The organism is Luteitalea sp. (genome assembly GCA_009377605.1).
In the GTDB taxonomy this organism is placed as follows: domain Bacteria; phylum Acidobacteriota; class Vicinamibacteria; order Vicinamibacterales; family Vicinamibacteraceae; genus WHTT01.
In genome coordinates this window covers 119,038-143,503 of the sequence record WHTT01000001.1, presented here as the reverse complement: position 1 = coordinate 143,503, position 24,466 = coordinate 119,038, and the positions used below count along the sequence as shown (strand labels likewise).

Here is a 24,466-nt window from a genome sequence, read left to right as displayed (position 1 = left end):
TGTGATGTGATACGCATCGCCGTCACCACTGGAACCTGGTCGCGGCCACGCCCGCGGCGAGCTCGCGCTGCAGGGCGAGGGCGGTTTCAGTCCCTAGGTATGGCACGCGCAGATCCGACCCCATCGCCCCGCCGGCCGCCGTGTCGACGATCAAGCGCGCCATGCCATACCTGCGATCGAAGGGAGACGAGGAGACGGCCAGTGTTTGCACGCGGTCGACCCACGTGATGTGGATCGTCTTCCAGAGCCACCCCCTGCGCAGCAGGATGCACGGGGCCGCAACCGCGTACCCCAGGCGCCGCGCCTGCACGGTCGCCACGGCGAGCAGCACCGGCGCCGCAAGCGCGGTCGGAACGAGCGCCCACGGCTGCCGGACGCTGCTCCACAGCAACAGCCCGCCGAGGATTGTCAGGAGCAACGTCTTCCGGCGCATGCGGCGCGCGGCGCGTGGATGCACTGGCTGCCACCGCACCTCGTCCAGCGCGATCGGCAGGCCGGCGTCTGCGAGGAGCCGCGCTACGAAGGCTCGCGGCACGAGCGGTGCGAGCCAGACGGGTTGTCGCTTGCCCGGCTCCCCGCTGCTCCCCACCGTATCCAGCTCCACTTCTGCCCGCCGTGCCAGACGATGCAATGGTTTCTCACGCACCTTGATCTGCTGTATCCGATGCAGCGGAATCATCGTCGAGGCGCGTGTCAGCAGCCCGTGCGTCACGGTGAGGCTCGCTCCAACGCGCTCCACGCAGAAGCCACGCAGCGTCACCACGGCCCAGACGACGGAAAACAGCTTCAGCACAACGAGCGCCCCGATGACAATCGCGATCAACACGAGTGGAACATCCAGCAAGGCCGATCCCTGCAGCCGACCCCAGCCTTCGCGCGCGAACTGGAGCGGTGCCGTCCAGAATCCCGGGTGCCAGAAGCGCTCGCCTTCATAGGAGGAGAAGGCCTCCCACACGATGCCGGCGAGCGCGGCGACGACGACGAACCCGCGGTTGTCCAGCATGCCGTAACTGATCGCGTCGCGGAGCGAGAACGTCAGGATGACCTGACGCCGCGCCGTTGCCCCCGATTCAGTCATGTCGGCAGCGCCGCCGATCGCCCCGCGGTTGGAGGCCCGCCCTGCATCGGCTGGCGACAGCGCCTGCGAACGCGCGGCGACATGTGCGCGTAGCTCGGCGAACGCGTCGCGCGACAGTACCCGCAGCGTCGCTTCAGGCGTGGTACCACCCGCCGTCTCGACGGCAACTTCGACGACGCGCAGCAGCCGATGCAACGGGGTCTCGACCACCCGCAGGTTGTGGATGCGGGCGTACGGAATGTGCCGCTCGCTGCGATGAATCACGAGAGAGCGGCGAACGATGAGATCAGTGTCGCCCAGGCGGTACCGTAGGGACAGTTGCAGGATAACGGCGAAGAAGAGAAAGAAGACCGCCAATGGGAGCCATCCGAGATCCCAGGTCGACCAGCGCGCCGCCGCCACTATCGCCAGGAGAGGCACGGCTAGCCGTTGCGCCTGCATCCACAGCGTGAAGATCCAGGAGAACGGATGCAGAGCGCGCTCGGTGGACACCGGCACGGGAGGATCGAGGCGGCCGGTCGTCATCGTTCAGCGCCGCCCGGGTCACCCGGTCGCGGGACGACGTCGTCTACGCGCTGGAGCAGGTACTGGCGGATCGCCATCGCTGGCCGGAACGCCACACCGCTCAGCCCGATCTGGGCGTGCGTGGTGCCCGCCGTGTAGAGGACCAACGTGGCGAGCTCGAATACGCGCTGCAACGGACCTTGCGTCACATCGGTGTGCTGGATGCGTGACCGCGGCACGTTGATGACTTGCCGCCACACCACGCCGCGCCGGATCTCGCACCCGCCCGGCGTCACGGTGTAGGACGTGTGCGCGTACGCGAGGTAGGCCCACCGCCGGCCCCACCACCAGAGCGCGCCGACGATGGCGAGCGTGCCGGCGATTGCGATGAGCCGCCAGCCGCGCGGCGTGGCGAATGCCGCGGTGATGGTGCCCCCCAGGGCTAGCACGCCGGTCGTGATCCAGTTCGCGATGTGGTCAACCTGGATGACGCGTGCGTCGAGCTTCTGCGGCTCGCCTTCAGGAAAGCCCAGGCTGCGGGCGGCATCCGCATGCGGCGCCGGCTCCGTGCTGGCCTGCTGCGGGACAGGCGCCGCAACAGGATGCGCCGCTGGAGTCTCGACTGCTGGAGTCTCGACTGGACGCTCGTCCGGTACGGCAGATCTCGTAGTTGGATCGGTCACAAGCAAGCCGGCGAAAGGAGCTCACGCCCATCATACACGGCGCTCCCTCGCCGACCGACAGTGCTCACGCCCTGCGTTCGAGATCGCGGAACTGTCGCCGCAAGTCGTACTCGCTCGACGTCACGGCCTGCTCCATGTCCGCGATCCGCGCGTCGAGCGCACGAAAGCGGTGCTTCATGGCGGAGACCGTTGCGGTCGGGCGCGCCGAAAACGTTCGCCAGAAGCGTTCGTCCTCCGTTGACTCATACACCGGATCGTCGGCGCGCGCCGGCTTCATCACAATCGCCAGGACGCCGTACGCGATGAGTGGAAACGGAAAGAAGAAGATCGTCGCCAGAATCCAGGCGCAGCGGAGGATGTTGACGTTCCAGTCGAAGTAATCGGCAAGCCCGGCCGAGACCCCGGCGATCTTCCCACGCTGCGTGTCGCGGCGAAGCCGGTGACGGTTCGGACCCGGTCCCGGCTCGCCCGCGTGATAGGCGTAGCCCTCGCGGCCGCGATGATAGTGGTGATGATGATGGTGATGGTGGCGATCAGGCATGCGACTGCTCCTTGTAGTCCTCACGCCAGGTCGGAGCTTCCTTGTCCAGAATCTTCTCGAGGGCGTCGACCCGCCGCTCGAGCCGCTGCGCCGTTTTCCACAGATCGTCGACGAGACGCTCATCGTCGGCCGAAAACGACCTGGTCTTCCGCCACTCAATCACGTACTTCAGCACAATCGCCGGAAACGCGAGAAACACTATCCCGACGATCGCAACGATAAAGACGTCGTGCATCAGGTCGCCCCCTGCTTGGTCTCGGGCCCGTTACGGATTGTCTGCACGCGAGGCGACACGCTTCTTCAGCGCTTCGAACTCTTCATTCACCTCGTCTTCGGCAGCCAGCTCTTTGAACTCCTCTTCCAGCGATTTCGGCCGGCCGAGCACGTAGCTTTCTGCTTCGGCCTCGAGCTCGTCGATCCGGCGCTCGTAGCGCTCATAGCGCGCCATAGCCTCGTCTATGCGTCCGTCGTAGACGTGCCGGCTCACTCGCACGCTGTCGAACGCGGCGCCGCGGCGAAGTTCGAGCGACCGTTGCTTGGCCTTCGCCTCCTTCAGCTTCGCCTGCAGCTTCTCGAGATCCTCGTTGGCTTTGACGAGGCTCTTGTCGATCGCCTGGAATTCCTTGTCGAACAGCTCCACCATTTCCTGCGCCTTGCGCTTGGCCGCAATGGCGCCCTTGGCGAGATCGTCGCGGCCCCTGGCAATTGCGAGCTCGGCCTTCGCTTCCCACTCGGCCCCGCGAGCGGCGAACTCGGCCTTCCTGCGCTCCACCTCCTTCTTGTCGGCGATGGCACGCGCCGCCCGGCTTCGCACCTCGACGAGCGTGTCCTCCATCTCCTGAATAATGAGACGCACGATCTTTGCTGGATCCTCGGCCTTGTCGAGCATCGCGTTGAGGTTGGAGTTGATGATGTCGCCTAGTCTGGAGAAAACGCGCATGGTTCGGTCTCCCTAGAAGATAATCCCGCCCAGGACGAACCCAATCAGGAACGCCCCCCACGCGAAGCCCTCGCGGCTGCGGCACGCGCGGCGGAAACGGCTCTCCCAATTACGCTCACTGTCGTCGTAGTGGTAACGGTAGTAGCTCATGTCATGCTCCCGGCTTTTTCGCCTACTGGATCGTTGCCGAGCTCATCTCTTGCGAGAGTCGTTCCAGTCTGGAGCCGTCCTCATAACGCGTTGATTCTAGATACGTTTGTCTCATCGCCTGGTTCCACGCCGCCTCTACACAGGCATCCTACGCCTTTTTTTGGGTGACTTTCACCGACGGAAATTGGTATGGTTGGCCTTCTATGGAGCGCGAGCGCACACTGCCGGAGCTGATCGGTCAGGACCCGGCATTTCTCGATGCGCTCACCCATGCGTCTACGGCGGCGGGTCTCAACCGTCCGCTTCTCATTGCCGGCGAGCGCGGGTCGGGCAAAGAGCTCTTGGCGGAGCGGATCCACTTCCTCTCGCCGCGCTGGGACGGCCCACTGGTCAAGGTCAACTGCGCCGCCTTGAGCGACGATCTCCTCGACAGCGAGCTCTTCGGTCACGAGGCGGGCGCGTTCACCGGCGCCCAGCGCCGCCATCAGGGGCGGTTCGAGCGGGCTGAAGGCGGCACGCTGTTTCTGGACGAGATCGCCTCGGCCAGCGTGCGCGTGCAGGAAAAGCTCCTGCGTGCGATCGAATACGGCGAGTACGAGCGCGTCGGCGGCGAGACGACGGTCACCGCGGACGTGCGCGTCGTGGCTGCCACGAACGTCGACCTGCCGGCCCGCGCCGCGACGGGGCGCTTCCGCGCCGACCTGCTGGACCGGCTCGCTTTCGACGTGATCGTCGCGCCTCCCCTGCGCGCCCGCCGAGCAGACATTCCGCTCCTCGCTGAGCACTTCGCCGCGACTCTCGCGCAAGAGCTCGCCGAAGAGAGTCCCGACGTGCGGTTCGAAGGCTTCACGCCCGCCGCGATCGCGACGCTTTGCGCCTACGACTGGCCCGGCAACGTCCGTGAGCTGAAGAACGCCGCAGAGCGCTCGTTCTATCGCTGGATCTCCGCCGACCGCACTGGTCCCGTCAACCGGGTCGTCATTGACGCTTTCGACACGGTGTATCGTCCGGCGGCCGCCGTCGACGCCGCCGGCCCATCGCCCGCAGCGACACTCGAGCCACGGCCGCCGCTGTCGAGCGCGCCAGGCGGTCCCTTCGATCTCCGCGCGTATCTCGATCAGGCCGAACGGGAGTGGGTCCGTCGCGCGCTCTCGGCCAACGGTGGGAGTCAGAAGCGCGCCGCGCGGTACCTTGCGCTCACCTACGACCAGATTCGCGGGCTCGTCCGCAAACATGGTCTTCAATCAGCAGGACGAGTCCCACGGCGATCTGCCGTCTCCGCATGATCAGAGCCATTTCGGCCCATCTTGGCCCCCGGGGGGATCGCCGATTGACGTGGCCAACGCGGCGGCTGCGCCTGATGCCATTGGTGTTCGCGCTCGTGGCATGTGCCGGGTGCGACTGGATGTACTACGGCACGATGCGAAAGTTCGGCCTCGAGAAGCGCGACATCCTCGTCAAACGGGTCCGCGCGGCGCGGGGCGCGCAGCAAGAGGCGAAGGAGGAGTTCCGCTCGGCGCTCGAGAAGTTCCAGACCGTCCTCGACGTCGACGGAGGGTCGCTCGAAGACAAGTACAACGAGCTCAACGATGTGCTCGAGCGGAGCGAGTCGCGCGCCCGGAGGGTGCGTGATCGCATCAAGGCGGTACGCGACGTGTCAGCGGATCTGTTCCGCGAGTGGGAGAAGGAGCTGCGACAATACTCGGACCGGACGCTGCGTGCGCAGAGCGAGCGCGAGCTGGATGAGACGCGGCGGCGAGCCGATGCGCTGATTGCAGCCATGTCGCGCGCCGAGGAGCGCATCGATCCAGTGCTCAGTCCGCTGCGCGATCGCGTCCTCTTTCTGAAGCACAACCTCAACGCGCAAGCGGTCGGGGCACTCACCAAGGAGCTCACCAGCATGCGCGGCAACGTCGACGCGCTGGTTGCCGACCTGGAGCGCGCGATTGCCGAAGCGGATCTCTTCATCGAGGCGATGGAGACGGAATAGCCCGTCCCGCCCCTGCGGAGCCGATCCGTCGTCGCCAGCACGTGGTCTTTTCTGCGGAAATCCTAAGAAAAACGCCCCCTTCGTTCCTTTGACAGAACTATTACAGTCGGCCGCCCAGCATGCTGGTAGTGTCGATAACCATGTTGGACGTACGGACCCTCTACGGCCGCAAGAACTCCGACGGCATCACCTGGACGACCGTCATCGCAATGACGGCGTTCCACATCGGTGCAGTGGCGGCGTTCTTCTTCGTCGACACAGGCGCGATCCTTGCGGCAGCGTTTCTCTGGTGGATGTCGGGCATGCTCGGCATTGGGATGGGCTATCACCGGCTCCTGACGCACCGCGGGTACAAAACCCCGAAATGGGTTGAGCACTTCCTGACGCTGTGCGGGACGCTCGCGCTGGAAGGGGGGCCCATCTTCTGGGTCGCCACGCATCGCATTCACCATCAGTATTCCGACAAGGAGGGCGACCCGCACTCACCGCGTGAGGGCACCTACTGGGCGCACATGGGCTGGATCTTCTCCGGCCAGGCCATGCATCACGACACGAAGATCCTGAGCCGCTACACGCCAGACCTCAGTAAGGACCCGGTCCACCTCTGGCTCACGAAATGGCACTGGGTGCCGCAAGTCGTCGTTGGGCTGGCGCTGCTGGCGTACGGCGGGTGGACCTATGTCCTCTGGGGCGTCTTCTTTCGCGTGGTTCTCGGCCTCCATGCCACCTGGCTGGTCAATTCAGCGACGCACAAGTGGGGCTCACGGCGTTTCAAGACACGAGACGACTCGACGAACAACTGGTGGGTAGCCCTGCTCACCTTCGGCGAAGGCTGGCACAACAATCACCACGCGCACCCGGTGTCTGCGCGCCACGGCCTCGCCTGGTACGAGATCGACCTCAACTACTACGGCATCAAGACGCTGCAAGCCCTTGGCCTGGCGTGGGATGTCAAGGTGGCCAAGGTGAGACGGGCCGCCCACGCGGACCCGCAGGAAGCGCCCGACGCCGTCAACATCACGGCGGCCGAAATCGCGGCGGCAGATTAGCGAATAGCGAAAACGGGGACAGCCCCCGTTTTTCGCTATGATCGTGATGTGCCCCGCCGCCAAGTCGCGACCGTCGTCTTCATCGCGCTCGCGGTCGTCCTCATCGCAGCGGCCGTCACGCTCAACATCGGCTGGATCATTGTCAATGGGCGGCGTGTCCTGCCGCTCGTTCTCGGCGTCCTCTCGTTTGCCCTCATCATCGCCGGCATCATTGTCTACACGGTCTTCCTCGTCCGCGAGATGCGACGAAACGAGCAGCACGACGCGTTCATCAACGCCGTCACCCACGAGCTGAAGACGCCCATCGCGTCGATTCGGCTGTATCTCGACACCCTGGGTGCGCGCGAGGTGAGCGAGGCGCAGCGCCGCGAGTTCTACCGCATCATGGTGGCCGACACCGAGCGGCTGCAGCACACGGTCGAGCAGGTGCTCAAAGCCGGCGTGGCCGGGCAGCGACCGCGGCTGCTGCATCGCGCACCGGTGGACATGGCAGCGTTGGTGGTGGACACCATCGAAACGGCTCGGCTGCGACATCACCTCCCAGCAGATGCGATCTCGCGGCTGCGAAGCGTCGCTGACGCCGACCTGCTGGTCGACGGTGACGTCGACGACCTGCGCTCGGCGCTGTCGAACTTGCTCGACAACGCCGTGAAGTACTCGCACGGCCAGGTGAAGGTGACCGTCGAGCTCTTCGCGCCAGCCGTCGATGCGCTCTGGATTCGTGTGCGGGATCGAGGCATCGGCATTCCGCGCAGTCAATTGAAGCGTATCTTCCGCCGCTTCCACCGGATCCCCATGCGTGGCTTCAAGGTCAAGGGCACCGGGCTCGGTCTCTACCTCGTTCGATCGATCGCAACGCAGCACGGAGGCCGTGTCTTCGCGCAGAGCGAGGGGGAGGGCCGCGGCGCCACCTTCACGCTGCAGCTGCCGCGGCTGCGGGCTCGCGCCGCAGAATCTCCTGCCGAGTCGATCGCCACCAGTGGACGTGTCTAGAACGGCTACCGGTCGGTGCTACCTGACATGAGCCGCATCCTAGTCGTCGAAGATGAGCCCCACATCGCGGAGGGCATCCGCTTCAACCTCGAAGCCGAGGGCCACGACGTGGACGTGGTGGGAGACGGGAGCGATGCGCTGGCGGTGCTGTTCGCCGAAGACGGCCGACACGATCTCGTCGTGCTCGACGTCATGCTACCCGGCCGCGACGGCTTCGAGATCGCCTCGGAGCTGCGACGCGCGAGCCGGTTCGTCCCCGTCCTGATGCTCACCGCACGCGGCCGACCGGAAGATGTGCTCAAGGGCTTCGAGTCGGGCGCGGACGACTATCTTCCCAAGCCGTTCGAGCTCGAGATCCTCCTGGCGCGTGTCCGTGGCTTGCTGCGTCGCGCGCGGTGGCTGCGCGAAAGCCTCAGCGCTGAGCCGCCGGCAAGGGTGGAAGAGCCACGAGCGCCAGAGGAAGAGCCCGCGACCTTGACCTTCGCCGGTAAGACGCTCGACCTGCACGCGCTCGAGCTGCGTGTCGGCGATCGCGCGTTCCACCTCACCGTGATGGAGTGCGACCTGCTTCGCTACCTCTTGAAGAACGCCGGCAAGGCCGTGTCGCGGCGCGCAATCCTCGAGGACGTGTGGGGCCTGCACGAGGATACCGACACGCGCGCGATCGACAACTTCATCGTCCGATTGCGCCGATATCTCGAGAAGAATCCGTCCGAGCCGCGACATGTGATCACGGTGCGAGGCGTCGGCTACAAGTTCATCGTGGAGCCCTAGCAGGCGCCGGGTAAGCATCCGGGCCGCCGGCGAAGTAGTTGTTGTGGAACGTTACGCGGTAGGGCGCGTCGGCCTCCCGCGTCGTCACGGCCGCCTCGGCCACCCGCTTACGGCCGCCTCGGCGAGGCGGCCCTACCTTAGAATCTGAGCAATGTCTGCGGATGTCGTTTCAGAACAGTGGCTCCCCCGCCGCCGTGACCATCGGTCAGCGCTGGCGGGCTGTCTGAGCCTCATCCTCGTCCTCGGCGGCTGCTCGGGATCGGCGTCCGAGGTGCCGCGCGGCGAGCGCGCCGTCCACGAGCCGCGGCAGGTGCGCGTGGTCCCTGCATCCGAGGCACGTCTCGTCCGCTCGATTGCCGTCACAGGGACGCTCGCGGCCGAAGAGCAGGTGACGCTGAGCATGAAGGTGACCGGGCGCCTCGATGAGCTGTTCGTCGATCTCGGCAGCAGCGTGCGGCGCGGGCAGGTGATCGCCCGCCTCGCGCCGACGGACTTCACGCTTCGGGTCTCTCAAGCGGAGGCGGCGTTGCAGCAAGGCCGCGCTCGGCTCGGCCTGCCGCCAGAGGGTGACGACGATCGTATCGACGCCGAGCAGACGTCGATCGTACGCGAGGCGCAGGCGGTGCTCGAGGAAGCGACGCTGACCAACGACCGCGCGCAAACCTTCTTCGAGGAGAACATCGGCAGCCGGGCCGACCTCGACAAGGCGGTGGCCGCCTTCCGTGTGGCGGAGAGCCGCTATCAGGACGCGCTCGAGGAGATTCGCAACCGTCAGGCGATCCTCCAACAGCGGCGGAGCGAGCTCGAGCTGGCCCGTCAGGCGCTCGTCGACGCCTCACTGACCGCGCCATTCGACGGCATGGTGCGCGAGCGCCATGTCACGGTTGGCGAATATCTCGCGGCCGGTGCCCCCGTCGCCACGATCGTTCGCATGGATCCGCTGCGCTTGCGTCTCGCGGTTCCGGAGCGAGCTGCGCCGGCGATTCGTCGCGGGCAAGCCGTTCACGTCACGGTCACCGGAGACGAGACCATCTACGACGGCCGCATCAGTCGTGTGAGTCCCGCGATCGATGAAGCCAGCCGCACGCTGATGGTGGAAGCGGCCGTGCCGAACGCGCAGGGCCGGCTTCGTCCGGGCTCGTTCGCCAACGTCGATATCGTGCTCGAGCACGAGGATACGGCCGTTGTCGTTCCCGCTTCCGCGCTCGTGACCTTTGCCGGGGTCGACAAGATCCTGGTCGTGCAAGAGGGGAAGAGCGTCGAGAAACACGTGAGCATCGGCCAGCGGGAGGACCATCGCCTCGAGATCGTGAGTGGCCTTGCCGCCGGCGAGCAAGTGATTGTCGATCCGGGCAACCTCGTCGCCGGCGAGCGCGTGCGCGTCGCCGGCACCGCCGCCGTCGCGGCGCCATAGTTCACCTCATGAAGACGCTCGCCGCCATCTGCATCCGCCGCCCCATCTTCGCGGCCATGCTCATTCTGGGCCTGGTCGTGGTCGGCAGCGCGAGCTACCTCGGGCTCGGCGTGGACCGCTTCCCCGCCGTCGATCTCCCGACGGTCATGGTTCGCACGCTGCTCCCCGGTGCCTCCCCCGAGGAGACCGAAGTCCTCGTGTCGCAGCCGATCGAGGAGGCAGTCAACACGGTCGAGGGCATCGACGAGCTCCGATCCATCTCCGGGCCAGGCACGTCGCTGGTCATTACCACCTTCAATCTGGAGCGCGACATCGAAGCCGCGGCGCAGGACGTCCGCGACCGCGTGTCGGGGGTCCTGGCGGACCTCCCCGTCGATACGCGGCCGCCGGTCGTCATGAAGCGGGACAACGACACGTCGCCCGTCCTGGAGATCGCAGTCTCTGCGAACCGGCCGCTCCGTGAGCTGACCGAGATCGCGGACAAGGTCGTCAAGCCGCAGGTCGAGCGATCGAGCGGCGTCGGCGACGTGGAGATCATCGGCGGCATGGAGCGCGCGATCAACATCTGGGTCGACGCCGATCGCTTGGCCGCGTATCAGATGCCCATCTCCACGGTGCGCGAAGCCCTGACGCGGCAGAACGCCGATCTGCCGGGAGGGAACGTCACCGGGCGCGCGCGCGAGCACACGCTGCGGACCATGGGTCGCATGGAAGACCCTCGGCGGTTCGATGACCTGGTGATCGTCACGCGGAACGGCGCGCCGATTCGCGTACGGGACATCGGCTGGTCCGAGGACGGCACGAAGGAGCAGCGATCGCTCTCGCGTCTCAACGGCGTGCCCACCGTGACCTTGCGCGTCCAGCGGCAGTCCGGCGCGAACACCGTTGCCGTCATCGAAGCCGCCAAAGCGAGCCTCGCGCGGGTCGAGGCGCAGTTGCCGGCCGACGTCGCGCTGGAGATCATCCGCGACCAGTCGCGCTACATCTACGCGGCGCTCCACGAGATCAACATTCACCTCGTGCTCGGCAGCATCCTGGCCTGCTTGGTGGTGTTCACGTTCATGCGCAACTGGCGGGCGACGCTCATCGCCGGCGTCGCCATTCCGGCGTCGGTGATCTCGACGTTCGGCATGATGGCCGCCCTCGGCTTCACGCTCAACAGCGTCACGATGCTGGCGCTCGTGCTCATGGTCGGGATCGTCATCGACGATGCCATCGTCGTGCTCGAGAACATCTTCCGGTTCGTGGAAGAAAAGCAGATGCGGCCCTTCGAGGCGGCAGCGGCGGCAACGGCGGAGATCGCCCTGCCGGTGATGGCCACGACGCTGAGCCTGGTGGTGATCTTCGTGCCGGTCTCGTTCATGTCGAGCATCTCCGGACGCTTCCTGTTCCAGTTTGGTATCACCGCCGCGGTGGCAATCCTGGTGAGCCTGCTGGTGTCGTTCACCTTGACGCCGATGATGAGCGCGCGGCTGCTGCACGTCGACGATCCCGCCGGCGACGACGAAGATGCCAAGTCCGGCGTCGAATCCGGTGCTGCCGCCAGCCCACGCCCGCCGCATGCGGGGCGGTCCGGTCATGGACTGCACGGTGGTGGGGCGCCGACCTCCCGTGGCGGCTTCTACCGCCACATCGATCGCGTGTACACGGCGCTCTTGGCCTGGTCCCTGCAGCACCGCCTCGTCATGACTGCGGTCGCGGCGACGGTTGCCCTGTCGGCCGTCCCGCTCTACTGGCTCGTCCCGCAGGAGTACGTGCCAAGCGGCGTGGACGAAGCCGAGTTCGAGGTCCGCGTGACGGCGCCCGAAGGCGCCAGCGTCGGCGCCATGAACGAGGTGATGCAGGCCTTGGAGCAGGACATCCGCGCGCTGCCCGCCGTGCGGCTCGTGCTCGGCACGGTGGGCGGCGGGTTCTTGTCCGGTGTCAACCAAGGTGAGCTGTACGTGCATCTGGCGCCGCACGAGGAACGGATCTTCACGTGGTCTCGCCTCATCGAGGGATTCGTCACATTGGATCCCATGGAGGCGTTCCGGGATAACTATGCACAGGACCGGATCATGCAGATGGCTCGCGCGCGCCTGGGTCACTACCGGGATCTGCGCGGCCAGGTTCGCAACATTCCCTCCTTCAACTTTGGCGGCGGCCCGTCCGAGGTGGACGTCGCGCTGCAAGGCCCGGAGCTCGAAGTACTCGCAAAGTACGCCGATGAGCTGCGCCTGCGTGCGCCCGAGCTGGGCATCGTCGACGCCGACACAACATTGAAGCTGGACAAGCCGGAGCTACAGGTGCAGATCGATCGCTCGCGCGCCGCCGATCTGGGCGTCGACACGGAGGACATCGCGTACGCGCTCCGGCTGATGGTGGGCGGTGACGATCGGGTGACGCGGTTCAGGGACGAGGGGATCAACGACAACTACGACGTTCAGCTCAGGTTGACCGACGGCGACCGCAACGACCCCGCGACGATCGCGCGGCTCCTCGTCCCGCGCCAGGGCGGCGGGCTGGTCCGCCTCGACAATCTCGTGCGGATCGTCGCCACAGAGGCACCGTCACGCATCGACCGCCAGGATCGCCAGCGGCAGGCCAACCTGCGGGCCAACGTGGCACCAGGCTTTGCACAAGGCGATCGACTGGAGGCGCTCTTGGAGGCGGCGGAGCAGCTCGACATGCCGCAGGGCTACACGGCGGTCGTCGCAGGACGCGGTCGCGAGCTCGAGCGCACGTTCCGCGAGTTCCTGTGGGCCTTCATGCTGTCGGTGATCTTCATGTACATGATCCTGGCGGCGCAGTTCGAGAGCCTCGTGCATCCGCTGACGATCTTGCTGTCGCTGCCGGTAGCAGTGCCGTTCGCCCTCTTCTCGCTGTGGCTCATGGGCCAGACCCTGAACCTCTACTCGGCCCTCGGGTTGCTGGTGCTGTTCGGCGTGGTCAAGAAGAACGCGATTCTGCAGATCGACCACATGAACAACTTGCGCGGCAAGGGCCTCGATCGGCTGTCGGCCATCATGGAGGCCAATCGCGATCGGCTGCGGCCAATCCTGATGACGACGCTGGCGCTGGTGGGCGGCATGCTGCCGCTGGCGCTGGGCACCGGTCCGGGCGCCGAAGAACGGCGCAGCATCGCAGTGGTCGTCATCGGTGGTCAATCGCTCGCGCTCCTCCTCACGCTGCTGCTCACGCCAGTCGTGTATTCCCTCTTCGACGACCTTGCCAGCCATCCCGCGTGGCGGCGGCTGCTCGCCCGGCGGCGGCGCAAGCCGACCACACCAAAGGCTGCGGCCGCGTAGGCGCGCCGTCAGCTCATCGGTGCTCATGCCGCCATTCGGGGTATGACACTTCTCACCCGGGACTCGCGGCGCTATCGGAGCTATTTTCCTAAGCTGCGAATCCTGGCACCGTGAGCTACATCACATCTGCCACCTTCGAGTCGTTCAACGCGGCACGGCCCGGCTGGGGGCCGCTCATCTTCGAGCACCCGGTGGACGTTCATGTCGCGGAGCGTCTCGACCAGGTCCTTCCGGTGCTCGCCGAGGCCGACCGCCCGGCGCGTCGTGGTCTGTGGGCAGTCATCATGCTGGCTTACGAGGCCGCGCCGGCGTTCGAGCCGGCCTTGACAACAACTGCGCCTGTGTCCGAGCAACCGTTCGCGTGCGTCAGCGTGTTCGCCGACGCGGCGCATCCTTCTGGAGAAAGCCGCGCGCGCCCGTATCCACATCGCCCCACCTTGCACGCGGCCGTCTCGCGCAAGTGGTTCCAGACCGCCGTCGACACGATCCACGAGCACATTCGTGCTGGCGACACGTACCAGGCGAACCTCACCTTCCCCATGAAAGGCACGTGGGCTGGCAACCCGTATGCGTTGTATCGAGCGTTGTGTCAGAGTCAGCAGGGAGGCTATTGCGCGTATATCGAGCGCGGCAACCAGGTGATCCTCAGCCTCTCACCAGAGCTCTTCTTCGAGCGCACGGGTGATGTGATCCGTACGCGTCCCATGAAGGGTACGTGTCCACGCGGGCGGTGGCTCGAAGAGGACAAGCGTCTGGCAGCGCGTCTAGCGCACTGTGAGAAGACGCAGGCCGAGAACGTCATGGTGGTCGACCTTCTGCGCAACGATCTCGGGAGGGTGGCAACACTCGGGTCGGTCCACGTCCGCGAGCTCTTCACCGTCGAGCCGTATCCGACTCTCTGGCAGATGACGTCCACGATCGAGGCCAAGCTGGGCAGAGCAGGCCCTCTGACGGCCGCCGCTGACGACGAGGGCGCGCCGAGTGTCGGTAACACGGGTCTGCTCGACATCCTGCGTGTCCTCTTTCCGTGCGGATCCATCACCGGTGCACCGAAGATCCGCACCATGCAGATCCTTCGTGACGTCGAAGTCGCGCCGCGCGGCCTCTACACAGGGACGATTGGCTACATCAAACCTGGCGGTGACTGTATCTTCAACGTCGCGATTCGCACCCTGCTGATCGATCAGCCAACGAAGTCCGCTACCCTCGGTGTCGGCGCCGGCATCACGGCCGACTCCCTCGCCGACTCGGAGTACGACGAGTGCGTCCTGAAAGCGGCGTTCACCACGACACCGCCATGGACACCGGCGACGTTGGGGAGCCTGCCTGCTTCGCGATCCCGGAACGACGAGAGCTCATTCGAGCTGTTCGAGACCTTGAGGCTCGCCGATGGACGGTTCTGGCTCTTGCAGCGTCACCTCGATCGGCTCGAAGCGTCGGCGCGGTTCCTCGGGTTCAGGTGGGACGCCAGCATCGTGCTCGACGTCGTAGATCGGGTAAGACGCGCCCACATCGAGGGCACATGGCGGGTCAAGCTCTTGCTCGGGCGCAGCGGTGACGTCCAAACGCACTGTGTCGGCTTGGACGATGCACCAGCTCGCGCCTGGCGTGTCGCCGTCGCCGACGATCCCATCGATGCCGGGGACCTCAGGCTGTTTCACAAGACGACCTGTCGTCAGATCTACGATGCCGCCGCCCGCAGCCGCCCGGAGGCAGACGACGTGCTCCTGTTGAATCGCAGCGGCCACATCACCGAGTCGACCATCGCCAACATCGTCGTCGAAAAATCCGGTGTGCTGCTGACCCCTCCTCGTGAATGTGGGCTCCTCGCCGGAACGTTCCGGGCAGAGCTGCTGGCCAATGGAACCATTCGGGAATCGCTCCTAACCCTCGAGGATCTCCGGGAATCGCCGCGAATTTGGCTGATCAATGCGGTCAGGGGCTGGACCGCTGGCGAGCTCATCCGGTAACGCAGTGAGCGGCATTCCTGTTCGGCCTCGGACGCATCGATCCCGAAGTCGAACATCCGACATCCCCAGGAGCATCGAGCAGCACGCATTCGCGGCACTTCTCGTTGGCCATGTACTTGCACGATTCGCGACCGAATCGGGACCAACAAGGAGGGAATGGGATGCCATCCAGGTTTGCTTCGATGTACTTGTTCGCGGTCTGCGCAACGGTGATTGCAGGGGCGGCCGCTTCCGAACGTCCGCAGGGGAGCACGAGCGAGATGCCGGCGGCGCCGCCGAGAGTACACAACCGCGAGGCCTCTACGGCGACCGAGGGCAACCGCGAGATCGTGCAACTGGATGAGCGCGAAGGCGATGGCGTCGCCTGGTGGCCCGATCTCGTGCTGGGCGACGGCACCATCGAGATCGACATTCGCGGCAGGGACATCATGGCGCGGAGCTTCGTCGGCGTTGCATTCCACGGCGTGGACGAGGAGACCTACGACGCCGTGTATTTCCGGCCATTCAACTTCAAGGCGCCAGACCCGGTGCGCCGCTCGCATGGCGTCCAATACATTGCGCATCGGCTCGTACGGCGCCGGCTGCAGCGACAGCAACCCGTGCACGGATCAACAGGCCACCGTCCATGTGGCGCGGTGAGCGATGCCTCGGTCGCTGCGCCCGCCGGCGTGGCGACCAGCACGCGTCAGACGCTCTAGTCGGCCTCTGGGAGCCTCGAAATTCATGAACGCTCGTACAGCGTTGTGCGCTCCCCCGGGTGCAGGCGTTATGGGTAGTGGAGTGTGACGATGCCCCGCTTTCGCGCCGCCGCCTGCATCGCTCTGGGATCCATCATCCTCACGGCCACGGTCGTGGCCCAAACGCCGATTGGCCGCGAGGTGGCCATCCCGCGCCATCTTCGAGATGGTGAGGAGCTTGTCGTGCCACTCAGGGCCCTAGTCCAGTTCGGCGAACGGCTGTTTCGAGCCAACTGGACGATCCAGGAAGGCGCGGGCCGGCCGCTCGTCAAGGGCACGGGCGCCCCGCTCTCGGATCCGACGCGGCCGCTCCTCTTCCCCCGCAACTTCAACCGCGTGTCGGCGCCTGACGCCAACGCCTGCGCGGGCTGCCACAATGCGCCCTTCGGCATCGCCGGCGGCGGCGGTGATGTGGTGGCGAACGTGTTCGTGCTCGGGCAGCGCTTTGACTTCGCCGCCTTCGAGACGACCGATACCACGCCGACGGGCAGTACCGTGGACGAAAGTGGCCAGCCGACCACGCTTCAGTCCATCGCCAACTCACGGGCGACGCTCGGCATGTTCGGCTCGGGCTTCATCGAGATGCTCGCGCGTCAGATGTCCACGGATCTGCAGCGGATCCGTGACGCGACGCCTCCTGGTGGCGGGACGCCCTTGATCTCGAAGGGCGTCAGCTTCGGCGTCATCGCGAGGAGCCCGGATGGCAGTTGGGATACGACGGGCGTCGAAGGGCTGCCGGCCGGAAGCCTGGCCACGACCGGTCCTGACGACCCGCCGTCCCTGCTGATCCGCCCCTTTCACCAGGTGGGGAACGTCATCTCGCTCCGCCAGTTCACCGTGAATGCGTTCAACCATCATCACGGGATGCAGGCTGCCGAGCGCGTGGGCGAGGAAGCGGACCCGGACGGCGATGGCTTCGTGAACGAGCTCACGAGGGCGGACGTCACCGCCGCGACACTCTTTCAGGCGGCCATGGCCGTCCCCGGCCGCGTCATCCCGCGCGATCGCGCGATCGAGGCGGCGGTCATCCTCGGGGAACAGCGCTTCGAGGCGATCGGCTGCGCCTCCTGTCATCGTCCGACGCTGCCGCTCGACAAGGCGGGCTGGATTTTCACGGAGCCGAACCCGTTCAATCCGGAGGATACGCTCCGTCCCGAGGACGCGCCGACGCGCGCGGTCGACCTGACCGATCGCCGCTTGCCCCAGCCCCGTCTCAGGCCCGTGCGCGGCGTCGTGCACGTGCCGGCCTTCACAGACCTCAAGCTGCACGATATCTGTGACACTGCCGATGATCCGAACATCGAGTCGCTCGACATGAACCAGCAGCACGGGTCGCCCGGGTTCTTCGAAGGCAACCGTCTGTTCCTCACGCGCAAGCTGTGGGGCGTGGCCAATGAGCCGCCCTACGTCCATCACGGCCAATACACCACGCTCCGCGAAGCGGTGCTCGCGCACGGCGGCGAGGCAGCCGGCACGCGGGCGCTCTTCAAGGCGCTCCCGCCGCACGAGCAGGACGCGCTCATCGAGTTCCTCAAGACCCTGCAGGTGCTGCCGCCCGGTACGCCATTCCGCGTGGTCGACGAGCGCGGCCGGCCTCGCCACTGGCCAGGGGCCTAGTGGCCCAGAGCTGGTCTGAGCTGCGAAGCCTGACACGCGCCAGCAGAGCCGGAGGTGCGAAGCGGGTGCCATCATAGCTGGGCATCAGGATCGCTTCTGAGGTGGCGCTGTCATCTGCATGCGGAACTCGCCGGCTTGCTCGAGGTTCGCCAGGCGGGGGCTCCACAGCCGGAAGCCTTGAGGCGCACCGTCAGGCACCACCACGTACACCCGAGTCTTGTCTGGCAGAACCGTTCCACCAGGGAGCCGGATTTGACCATTCTCGACGAGGCCCTCAAAGGTCAGAATGCTCATCGGCGGATCCTCCAATTGCTATTCCACTCGTATCGGTCTTACAAAGAACTGCACGACAGCGACACGGCGTTCACTATACCTATTTGTCCTGTGGTTTGAGCTCCCAAAGCACGTTCACGATCTTCCTCGTGCCGTTCCACCGGGCTAAGTGGAGGTAGTCGATCCAGTCGGAGGCGACGATCTTCACACTCGCCGCGTTTTCGTAGGCGTCGAGGATTGTCACCTCCTTCAGCTGCCTGTCCTCAGGGGTTTTCTTGGCGCTGCGCGCGCGGGTTCCCCGCACGAGCGTCATGGCGCTTTGCTGGTCGAGGCGAGATTGGCCGCTCTGGGGATCTTTGGACACCATGCGCTTGGCGAGCTCGGGGTGCAGCGCCTGTTCCATACGCTCAGCGTCGCCGGTGTACCAGCCTTCGATATAGTCCAGCGCCGTTTGTCGGATCGCCGCCGACTCAGCGGCGGTCTGCGCGTGAGCCGCGGCTGCTCCACACATGGACAACACGAAGAACAACAGAAGCCTTGACATGAGGTACCTTCTCTCGTTTTGTTCGATTCCTCGACGCAAGAGGCAGCGTCTCAATATGCCTTACGGGTGCTGACTGATTATCGACCAACCCGCCATCGAGATCGACGTGGAGCACACGGCTGTGGCAACGCGAAGTGCCGGCCTTCCGTCTAGGTGGTCCGGTCCATAAATATTGCCACCCAACCTGAACCTTCGTGAAGAACCGCGGCGCATTGTGTATCGCCCGTTGGCCCAAGAAACGCGGAGTCTCATGACGCTCCACGTCAACGCAGCCGCCGAGCCGACCGGCATGCTCTCGACGATTCGGCGCGAGGTCGGCGCGTTGGATCCCGCCATTCCACTGTTTCACATCCGGACTATGCGCAGCCGAATCGATGAGTCACTCCGTCAGGAACGTCTGGTAGCGACGCTTGCAGCGGGCTTGAGCGTGCTCGGCACGCTCCTGGCCATCGTCGGCCTGTATGCGGTCGTCAACTACGGCGTAAGGCGACGGGCGCGTGAGCTGGCCGTGCGCATGGCGCTCGGCGCGCCACCCGCGAGCGTTGTACTCGCCGTGATGCGGCGGACACTCCTCATCGCGCTGGCCGGAATCCTGATGGGGCTCCCGACAGCGCTCATTGGCATGCAGGTCTTCAAGAGCCTTCTCTTTGGTATCACCGCCAGCGATCCGCCGACGGTGCTCGTCGTAGTGGTGTCACTCGCACTTCTCGCCGTAGCGGCAGGCTACGTCCCGGCGCGGTGTGCCTCGCGAATCGATCTGCTGGAGACGTTGCGCCAGGACTGAACAACGATAAGCAGAGAGAGGAGTCTCCGCGAGCTCACTCGCCGCGAAGTGCCGAGACTGGATCGATCCGCATGGCTGAGAGTGCAGGCTTCAGACAGGCGATGAGCGCTGCCACGAGTATGACGCCGGCTCCCACGCTGAACGTAAGCAGCTATTGCAGTTCCATAGAAGAATGCCACAATCACATGTTTGAAAGCAATAGAAGAAGGCACGCGGTCTTCAGGCGACTGGTGGAACCCGTCTACAGAATTCTTTTGGTCTGGGACCGTGCGGACCAACAATTGTGCTTGACAAGATTCTCGGAGCACGCGCGTTTTTGTCTGGGAGTCCGTGAGAATTAGCTCCTGTAGGCCTCACGTTGGTCAACAGGCCGCGTTTCGATGTGTGGACGGCGAACGAGGTGGATCCTGCCACGATCGTGCGCTGTGGGCGCTTCCTGAGCCGCGAAAATCGCGTCCGTATAATGGGGCATGACGACGCCACATTCCTCGTTTCATCACCTCTCCGATCGAGATCTGCTCCGCGAGGTCACCCGCCTCGCCGCCTGTGAACGAGAGGCCACGGCGTGCCTCATCGCCGGCCTCGCCGAGGTCGATGGCCGACGCCTCTACCTAGGCGAAGGTTGTGCCTCGCTCTTCACGTACTGCGTCCAAGTACTGCGCTTGTCGGAGCACGCCGCTTACGACCGGATCGAGGTCGCCCGCGCCGTGCGCCGATTTCCGGTCATTCTCGGGCAGCTCGCCGCGGGCGCGGTCACGCTGACCACGATTCGGCTGCTCGCGCCGCACCTGACCAACGAGAACCACGCCGCGCTGTTGGCCGAAGCCCGGCATCGGAGTCGACGCAAGGTCGAACAAATCGTCGCCCGCCTGCACCCACGGTCCGACGTGCCGAGCACAGTGCGAAAGCTGCCGACGCCGCCAAAGCCAGACTCGCCTATCGCCAGTGGCGCGTCGGTCGACCAAGACCGCGCTGACGCCGAGGGGACGACAGGGATGGCTGCGTCGAGGTTCTCTCCAGTTCCCAAGCCACCAGCGCCGGCCCCGACACGCCCCGCAGTGGTCGCACCGCTAGCGCCCTCGCGTTACAAGGTGTCCTTCACGATCAGTGCCGAGACGTACGCGAAGCTCCAGGAGGCACAGGCGCTCCTCCGACACGTCGTCCCGACCGGGGACCCCGCGCTGATCTTTGATCGCGCGCTGACCCTCCTCGTGACCGAGTGCGCCCGGACGACCCGCGCGGCGACGGATCGACCGAATCCAAGTGGCCGGCCGACGGCTGGGTCGCGGCACATTCCGGCAGCAGTCAAGCGGACCGTCTGGCAGCGCGACGGCGGTCAGTGTGCCTTCGTGAGCTCAAGCGGGAGGCGCTGTGCGGAGCGCAGCTTTCTGCAGTTTCATCACGTCGTGCCATATGCAAAGGGAGGAGAGGCGTCAGTTGAAAATACTGAGTTACGCTGCCGTTCGCACAATCTCTACGAAGCGGAGCGCGAGTTCGGACTGCGGCAAGCAACACGCGTACGAGAAATTGCGCCCGTCTTCGGCGCATCGCACCAATCAACTCGTTTCGAAACGACTCCGGCACTGGTCTTGTGCCAATCCGCCGTCGACACCGAACACGGCGTCAGCACGCGCGACTACGGTGAGACCGCGCGCGCCGGCGCCGCAGATGCGTCACCGCGCTCACGAAGTGCCATACGTACCGCAGGCGATGGTCACCACCACCACGTCATGGTTTGGTCCCGAGTGGTGAACGACGCGAAAACGAGAGAGGCAAAGAAGCCGACGGCAAGTCCGAGTCCGTATATTCCCAGACGCGGCGGACTCGCGAGCGCTGGAAACATGATGCCGCCCGCTGCTGCTCCCGTGATGAGGAGGGCGATGCCGCCAAGCGGACTGCGTTGCGGTAGCCTGCGGTGTGTCAACCAGCCGATCAGCAACCCCAACCAGAAACTGGTGAAATCTGCGGGACCAAACATAGGTCCTCCTCGCAAGACGTGAGCCGTGCCCAACTATTATCAGCGAAGTTCGGGCGAGGCTTGCGCGTGAGGCTCAAGGTCGCCACAAAGGCGCGTTGGTGCCGGTCATGTCTTCGGCTTGCGCGGGCCTTTGGGCCCCTGCTCTCCGCGGCCGAGACGGCCACCGTCGCGCAGCGCCTTCCGAAGCAGGAACTCGATCTGACCGTTGAGACTACGCAGATCATCGCTTGCCCAACGCTGCAGCGCATCGAGCAGGTCCGGATCCATCCGTAGCAAGAACGAGCGCCGCTCGGCCATTGGTCATCCACAACCCTTGAGAACCCGAAACTTGACGCATTTGAGTCAAGTTTCGGGGCTCTCAAGTGAGCGTCGGGGGGCGCGGCCGTAGGCCGCGGCCCGCTAGAACAGCAATCGTCACGAAGACGGAGGAACCGAGGAACGGACAAGGCCGGTGGCGCGGCACGCGGTCCTCGTCCGTTCGGTGGCTTGTTACTGATAGATCGTCCCGGTGTTCACGACCGGCTGCGTGGCCTTGTCCCCGCACAGCACGACCAGGAGATTGCTGACCATCGCCGCCTTGCGTTCCTCGTCCAGCTGGACGATCTGCTTGGACGACAGCAGCGTCAGGGCCGACTCCACCATGGTGACGGCGCCTTCGACGATGCGCTGTCGGGCGGCGATGATGGCGCCGGCCTGTTGGCGTTGCAGCATGGCGGCGGCGATCTCAGGAGCGTAGGCGAGATGGCTGATGCGAGCCTCGATCACCTCGACGCCCGCCTTCGCCAGCCGCTCCTGGATCTCACGCTTGAGATGCTCCGCGATGTCGCCGATGCGACCGCGCAGCGACATCTGTTCATCCTCGTGCGTGTCGTACGGATAACTCGTCGCAAGATTGCGCAATGCAGCCTCGCTCTGCACGTGGACATAGTTGGTGTAGTCGTCGACCTCGAACATCGCCTCGGCGGTGTCCACGACCCTCCACACAATCACTGCAGCGATTTCAATGGGATTCCCCTCGAGGTCGTTCACCTTGAGCTTCGAGCTCTCGAAGTTTCGCACCCGGACGGAGATCCGCTTCTTCGTGTACAGAGGGTTCGCCCATCGCAGTCCCGTCTCAGTCGTCGTGCCGACATAGCGCCCAAACAGCTGAAGCACGCGTGATTCTTTGGGCGCGACGGTGAACAGGCCAGGTGGAATCGCCATCGCGGCCAGCAACAACAAGATACCTACCCATCTCGGAAGCACGACGCCCGCGACGTTGCCATGGATGATGAGCCAGATGGCGAGGGCCACGGCGGGTAGGAACAGCGCCAACATCAACCAGCCGGTAGGAGCGTGATGTGCACGTTCGCGAATCATGGTGAACCTCCAGATATCGAAATGATATCACTTTGACATCATAGAGGCAAGTATGGACTAGGGATCAAGGGATCAAGGGATCAAGGGATCAAGGGATCAAGGGATCAAGGGTGAGAAGGTGGCAAGACGCCAAGGCGTTTCCCGATTCCTATTTCCTGATCTCTCACCGGGTCACGTCGTGGACTTGCCGACCCTGTCGAGCGCCGCGCGCGCTTGACGCAGGCGCCACTCCGCTTCACGGAACGTCTTGGTCGCCTCCGCAGCCGTGGTCCGCGCCGCCCCCAGCGCATCGGTGGCCTCGGACGCCTGTTCCAGGGCGGCGTCCAGCGTACGACGCGCCTCCGCGATGGCGGTGTGGCAGTCTCGAACCTTCTGGTCGGCCGCTGCGGCGCGCTGTCGTGCCCGCGTCTCGGCACGCTCGGCGTCACTGACGGCCCGGCGACGGCTGGCCATGTCCGCTTCCGCCGCCTTCACGGTAGCGCGTGCCTCGGCGCGCAGGGCAGCTTGCCGCTTGCCGCCATTCTGCGCGCGCGATGGCGGTCGCGTCCGGCCAGCTTTCGGCGGGGCTCCCTGCTCCGTCGCGACCTGAAACGGCGCCCCAAACGTCAATGACGCCAACGCGGCGAATCCAGAAGGCTGGAGCTCGGTGGTCAGACGGCCGGCTGGCGGGCGCTCACCCTCGCCGCCGTGCACGGCCAGGGCATCCAGTGTCGTTGCCGCACGCTGCCGTATGGCGGGCGTGATCGCCGCGCGCGAGCTCTGGGCGAGCGCATCCGCGCGCGCGAGCAGCGCATCGACCGCCTGCTGTCGAGCGCGCATCGCCTCGTGTAGGTCGGCCGTCTTGCTTCCTGCAAGCCGCTGCTGCTGCGCCTCACGCAACCGATCCCCAGCGGCGATCAATCCGTCGAACTCGGGTCGAGCCTGCCAATAGAGCTGATTGACGATCCACGCGGCGAGGCTCGGCTTCGCCAGCTGCTTCACTTGCAGCGCCGCAGCCTTGTTGCCACCGCGCGCCAGGCGGCTCGCGAGGGCGTTGCGGGCCGCGACGAACTCGGCGAGCGGCACTTGATAGAGGTGATCCACCTCCGCGCTCACGTCCACGAGCTCGCGCGTCATGACCACAAGCGACGTCCCTCGCGACGGAGCCAGGCTCGCGCTTCGTGAAGGCTCGGGCACGCCGAGGCCACGTGTCGCCAGAAACGTCGCGAGTGATTCGGCTCGATCAAGTGCATCAGCTCGTGGAGGAGCACGTAGTCGCGAACGAACGGCGGCATTTGGATCAACCGCCAGTTGAGCGTGATGTGCCCGTTGGCGCCACACGATCCCCAGCGTGTGCGTTGGTCACGGATGCTGACGCGCTCCACGGACAGCCCGTGCACCGCCGCAAGCTCCTGAAGCCGGTCCGGCAACTCGGCAAGGGCCAGCGCGCGCAAGCCTCGACGAACCGCCTCGGACAGTTCCGTATCGCCCGCCACCTCGAGCTCGACCACGCCGAGTCGCACGTGAATCCCGGTATCGCAGGACCGGCAGGCCACCGGCACGCGCACACCGTGCAGCAGCACGTACCCTCCAGCGGGCGAGACACGATTCGCGGACGCGCGCTCCAGGCAGGCCCGTCGTTCGTGGGCGATCCATGCCGCGTGCCGCTCGGCGAACTGAAGCGCTTCGCGCTTCGAGCCCCAGCGCGGAATGGTCACACGGGCCGTGCCATCCGGGTCGACACGTAAGATGTATCGCCGCGCGCGCCGGTTACGGACCAGCACGATCCGCTCGGCGAACGGCAGACGCAGCTGCGCCATGA

At 65.5% G+C, this 24,466-nt stretch carries 23 protein-coding genes; 12 read left to right on the top strand and 11 right to left on the bottom strand.

What is annotated here, in order from left to right; genetic code table 11:
• Nucleotides 1-22: 22 nt before the first annotated feature.
• The 5 genes from GEV06_00570 to pspA form a co-directional block, all read right to left on the bottom strand.
• Entirely contained in the window at nucleotides 23-1,603 is a 1,581-nt protein-coding gene (locus GEV06_00570) for a PH domain-containing protein (GenBank protein MPZ16397.1), read from the bottom strand.
• On the bottom strand, nucleotides 1,600-2,265 hold the full coding sequence (locus GEV06_00565; GenBank protein ID MPZ16396.1) for a PH domain-containing protein: 666 nt from the start codon (nucleotides 2,263-2,265) through the stop codon (nucleotides 1,600-1,602). Before GEV06_00565 ends, GEV06_00570 begins: the two co-directional genes overlap by 4 nt.
• Nucleotides 2,266-2,329: 64 nt before the next feature.
• Nucleotides 2,330-2,929, bottom strand: a complete 600-nt coding sequence (locus GEV06_00560; protein MPZ16395.1) for a PspC domain-containing protein — start codon at nucleotides 2,927-2,929, stop codon at nucleotides 2,330-2,332.
• Nucleotides 2,799-3,041 (bottom strand): envelope stress response membrane protein PspB, encoded by a 243-nt coding sequence (gene pspB / locus GEV06_00555; GenBank protein ID MPZ16394.1) that lies wholly within the window; start codon nucleotides 3,039-3,041, stop codon nucleotides 2,799-2,801. Before pspB ends, GEV06_00560 begins: the two co-directional genes overlap by 131 nt.
• A 30-nt stretch (nucleotides 3,042-3,071) precedes the next feature.
• Nucleotides 3,072-3,746: a phage shock protein PspA gene (gene pspA / locus GEV06_00550; GenBank protein ID MPZ16393.1), complete on the bottom strand. Its 675-nt coding sequence runs from the start codon at nucleotides 3,744-3,746 to the stop codon at nucleotides 3,072-3,074.
• A 353-nt stretch (nucleotides 3,747-4,099) separates the two neighbouring features.
• On the opposite strand from pspA, the gene pspF reads away from it, so the two are divergent.
• From pspF to GEV06_00500, 10 genes are all read left to right on the top strand, one after another.
• A complete protein-coding gene (pspF, locus tag GEV06_00545; protein ID MPZ16392.1) occupies nucleotides 4,100-5,182 on the top strand; it encodes a phage shock protein operon transcriptional activator in 1,083 nt (360 codons plus the stop codon).
• Nucleotides 5,179-5,886, top strand: coding sequence for a DUF2959 family protein (locus GEV06_00540; GenBank protein ID MPZ16391.1), 708 nt, complete (start codon nucleotides 5,179-5,181; stop codon nucleotides 5,884-5,886). Before pspF ends, GEV06_00540 begins: the two co-directional genes overlap by 4 nt.
• Nucleotides 5,887-6,026: 140 nt before the next feature.
• Nucleotides 6,027-6,935, top strand: coding sequence for an acyl-CoA desaturase (locus GEV06_00535; protein MPZ16390.1), 909 nt, complete (start codon nucleotides 6,027-6,029; stop codon nucleotides 6,933-6,935).
• A 48-nt stretch (nucleotides 6,936-6,983) separates the two neighbouring features.
• A complete protein-coding gene (locus GEV06_00530) occupies nucleotides 6,984-7,928 on the top strand; it encodes a sensor histidine kinase (GenBank protein MPZ16389.1) in 945 nt (314 codons plus the stop codon).
• Between the two features lie 27 nt (nucleotides 7,929-7,955).
• Nucleotides 7,956-8,702, top strand: a complete 747-nt coding sequence (locus tag GEV06_00525) for a response regulator (GenBank protein MPZ16388.1) — start codon at nucleotides 7,956-7,958, stop codon at nucleotides 8,700-8,702.
• Between the two features lie 151 nt (nucleotides 8,703-8,853).
• A complete protein-coding gene (locus GEV06_00520; GenBank protein MPZ16387.1) occupies nucleotides 8,854-10,116 on the top strand; it encodes an efflux RND transporter periplasmic adaptor subunit in 1,263 nt (420 codons plus the stop codon).
• A gap of 8 nt (nucleotides 10,117-10,124) precedes the next feature.
• Nucleotides 10,125-13,403, top strand: a complete 3,279-nt coding sequence (locus tag GEV06_00515; protein ID MPZ16386.1) for an MMPL family transporter — start codon at nucleotides 10,125-10,127, stop codon at nucleotides 13,401-13,403.
• A 110-nt stretch (nucleotides 13,404-13,513) separates the two neighbouring features.
• Nucleotides 13,514-15,373 carry an aminodeoxychorismate synthase component I gene (pabB, locus tag GEV06_00510; GenBank protein ID MPZ16385.1) on the top strand — a complete coding sequence of 620 codons (1,860 nt, stop codon included), beginning with the start codon at nucleotides 13,514-13,516 and terminating at the stop codon, nucleotides 15,371-15,373.
• A 161-nt stretch (nucleotides 15,374-15,534) separates the two neighbouring features.
• Nucleotides 15,535-16,071 (top strand): hypothetical protein, encoded by a 537-nt coding sequence (locus GEV06_00505; GenBank protein MPZ16384.1) that lies wholly within the window; start codon nucleotides 15,535-15,537, stop codon nucleotides 16,069-16,071.
• Nucleotides 16,072-16,161: 90 nt separating this feature from the next.
• Nucleotides 16,162-17,727: a thiol oxidoreductase gene (locus GEV06_00500; protein ID MPZ16383.1), complete on the top strand. Its 1,566-nt coding sequence runs from the start codon at nucleotides 16,162-16,164 to the stop codon at nucleotides 17,725-17,727.
• An 84-nt stretch (nucleotides 17,728-17,811) separates the two neighbouring features.
• Here GEV06_00500 and GEV06_00495 read toward each other — a convergent pair whose 3' ends face one another.
• Together GEV06_00495 and GEV06_00490 are read right to left on the bottom strand one after the other, a co-directional pair.
• Nucleotides 17,812-18,021 carry a hypothetical protein gene (locus GEV06_00495; GenBank protein ID MPZ16382.1) on the bottom strand — a complete coding sequence of 70 codons (210 nt, stop codon included), beginning with the start codon at nucleotides 18,019-18,021 and terminating at the stop codon, nucleotides 17,812-17,814.
• A 79-nt stretch (nucleotides 18,022-18,100) separates the two neighbouring features.
• A complete protein-coding gene (locus tag GEV06_00490; protein MPZ16381.1) occupies nucleotides 18,101-18,583 on the bottom strand; it encodes a hypothetical protein in 483 nt (160 codons plus the stop codon).
• A gap of 211 nt (nucleotides 18,584-18,794) precedes the next feature.
• Here GEV06_00490 and GEV06_00485 point away from each other — a divergent pair, with 211 nt between their 5' ends.
• Both GEV06_00485 and GEV06_00480 read left to right on the top strand, forming a co-directional pair.
• Nucleotides 18,795-19,328, top strand: a complete 534-nt coding sequence (locus tag GEV06_00485) for an FtsX-like permease family protein (protein MPZ16380.1) — start codon at nucleotides 18,795-18,797, stop codon at nucleotides 19,326-19,328.
• A gap of 470 nt (nucleotides 19,329-19,798) precedes the next feature.
• Nucleotides 19,799-21,328 (top strand): hypothetical protein, encoded by a 1,530-nt coding sequence (locus tag GEV06_00480; GenBank protein MPZ16379.1) that lies wholly within the window; start codon nucleotides 19,799-19,801, stop codon nucleotides 21,326-21,328.
• Between the two features lie 83 nt (nucleotides 21,329-21,411).
• On the opposite strand, the gene GEV06_00475 is transcribed toward GEV06_00480, so the two are convergent.
• From GEV06_00475 to GEV06_00460, 4 genes are all read right to left on the bottom strand, one after another.
• Nucleotides 21,412-21,603: a hypothetical protein gene (locus GEV06_00475; protein ID MPZ16378.1), complete on the bottom strand. Its 192-nt coding sequence runs from the start codon at nucleotides 21,601-21,603 to the stop codon at nucleotides 21,412-21,414.
• Nucleotides 21,604-21,795: 192 nt separating this feature from the next.
• Nucleotides 21,796-22,665: an SPFH domain-containing protein gene (locus GEV06_00470; protein ID MPZ16377.1), complete on the bottom strand. Its 870-nt coding sequence runs from the start codon at nucleotides 22,663-22,665 to the stop codon at nucleotides 21,796-21,798.
• Between the two features lie 171 nt (nucleotides 22,666-22,836).
• The gene (locus tag GEV06_00465; GenBank protein ID MPZ16376.1) at nucleotides 22,837-23,781 is read right to left on the bottom strand and encodes a hypothetical protein; all 945 of its coding nucleotides are present in this window, start codon (nucleotides 23,779-23,781) and stop codon (nucleotides 22,837-22,839) included.
• The gene (locus GEV06_00460; GenBank protein ID MPZ16375.1) at nucleotides 23,778-24,464 is read right to left on the bottom strand and encodes a DUF45 domain-containing protein; all 687 of its coding nucleotides are present in this window, start codon (nucleotides 24,462-24,464) and stop codon (nucleotides 23,778-23,780) included. The genes GEV06_00465 and GEV06_00460 overlap by 4 nt, the downstream gene beginning before the upstream one ends.
• Nucleotides 24,465-24,466: the final 2 nt, after the last annotated feature.

Excerpts from the sequence above, each read along its gene's own strand:
- GEV06_00465 (MPZ16376.1), bottom strand. The coding sequence starts at position 23,781 with ATGACGCGCGAGCTCGTGGACGTGAGCGCGGAGGTGGATCACCTCTAT.
- GEV06_00485 (MPZ16380.1), top strand. The coding sequence starts at position 18,795 with ATGACGCTCCACGTCAACGCAGCCGCCGAGCCGACCGGCATGCTCTCG.
- GEV06_00570 (MPZ16397.1), bottom strand. The coding sequence starts at position 1,603 with ATGACGACCGGCCGCCTCGATCCTCCCGTGCCGGTGTCCACCGAGCGC.
- GEV06_00560 (MPZ16395.1), bottom strand. The coding sequence starts at position 2,929 with ATGAGCGTCTCGTCGACGATCTGTGGAAAACGGCGCAGCGGCTCGAGC.
- GEV06_00540 (MPZ16391.1), top strand. The coding sequence starts at position 5,179 with ATGATCAGAGCCATTTCGGCCCATCTTGGCCCCCGGGGGGATCGCCGA.
- GEV06_00470 (MPZ16377.1), bottom strand. The coding sequence starts at position 22,665 with ATGATTCGCGAACGTGCACATCACGCTCCTACCGGCTGGTTGATGTTG.
- pspA (MPZ16393.1), bottom strand. The coding sequence starts at position 3,746 with ATGCGCGTTTTCTCCAGACTAGGCGACATCATCAACTCCAACCTCAAC.
- GEV06_00460 (MPZ16375.1), bottom strand. The coding sequence starts at position 24,464 with ATGGCGCAGCTGCGTCTGCCGTTCGCCGAGCGGATCGTGCTGGTCCGT.
- pspF (MPZ16392.1), top strand. The coding sequence starts at position 4,100 with ATGGAGCGCGAGCGCACACTGCCGGAGCTGATCGGTCAGGACCCGGCA.
- GEV06_00475 (MPZ16378.1), bottom strand. The coding sequence starts at position 21,603 with ATGGCCGAGCGGCGCTCGTTCTTGCTACGGATGGATCCGGACCTGCTC.
- GEV06_00500 (MPZ16383.1), top strand. The coding sequence starts at position 16,162 with ATGCCCCGCTTTCGCGCCGCCGCCTGCATCGCTCTGGGATCCATCATC.
- GEV06_00515 (MPZ16386.1), top strand. The coding sequence starts at position 10,125 with ATGAAGACGCTCGCCGCCATCTGCATCCGCCGCCCCATCTTCGCGGCC.
- pspB (MPZ16394.1), bottom strand. The coding sequence starts at position 3,041 with ATGCACGACGTCTTTATCGTTGCGATCGTCGGGATAGTGTTTCTCGCG.
- GEV06_00505 (MPZ16384.1), top strand. The coding sequence starts at position 15,535 with ATGCCATCCAGGTTTGCTTCGATGTACTTGTTCGCGGTCTGCGCAACG.
- GEV06_00525 (MPZ16388.1), top strand. The coding sequence starts at position 7,956 with ATGAGCCGCATCCTAGTCGTCGAAGATGAGCCCCACATCGCGGAGGGC.
- GEV06_00495 (MPZ16382.1), bottom strand. The coding sequence starts at position 18,021 with ATGAGCATTCTGACCTTTGAGGGCCTCGTCGAGAATGGTCAAATCCGG.
- GEV06_00520 (MPZ16387.1), top strand. The coding sequence starts at position 8,854 with ATGTCTGCGGATGTCGTTTCAGAACAGTGGCTCCCCCGCCGCCGTGAC.
- GEV06_00535 (MPZ16390.1), top strand. The coding sequence starts at position 6,027 with ATGTTGGACGTACGGACCCTCTACGGCCGCAAGAACTCCGACGGCATC.
- GEV06_00480 (MPZ16379.1), top strand. The coding sequence starts at position 19,799 with ATGACGACGCCACATTCCTCGTTTCATCACCTCTCCGATCGAGATCTG.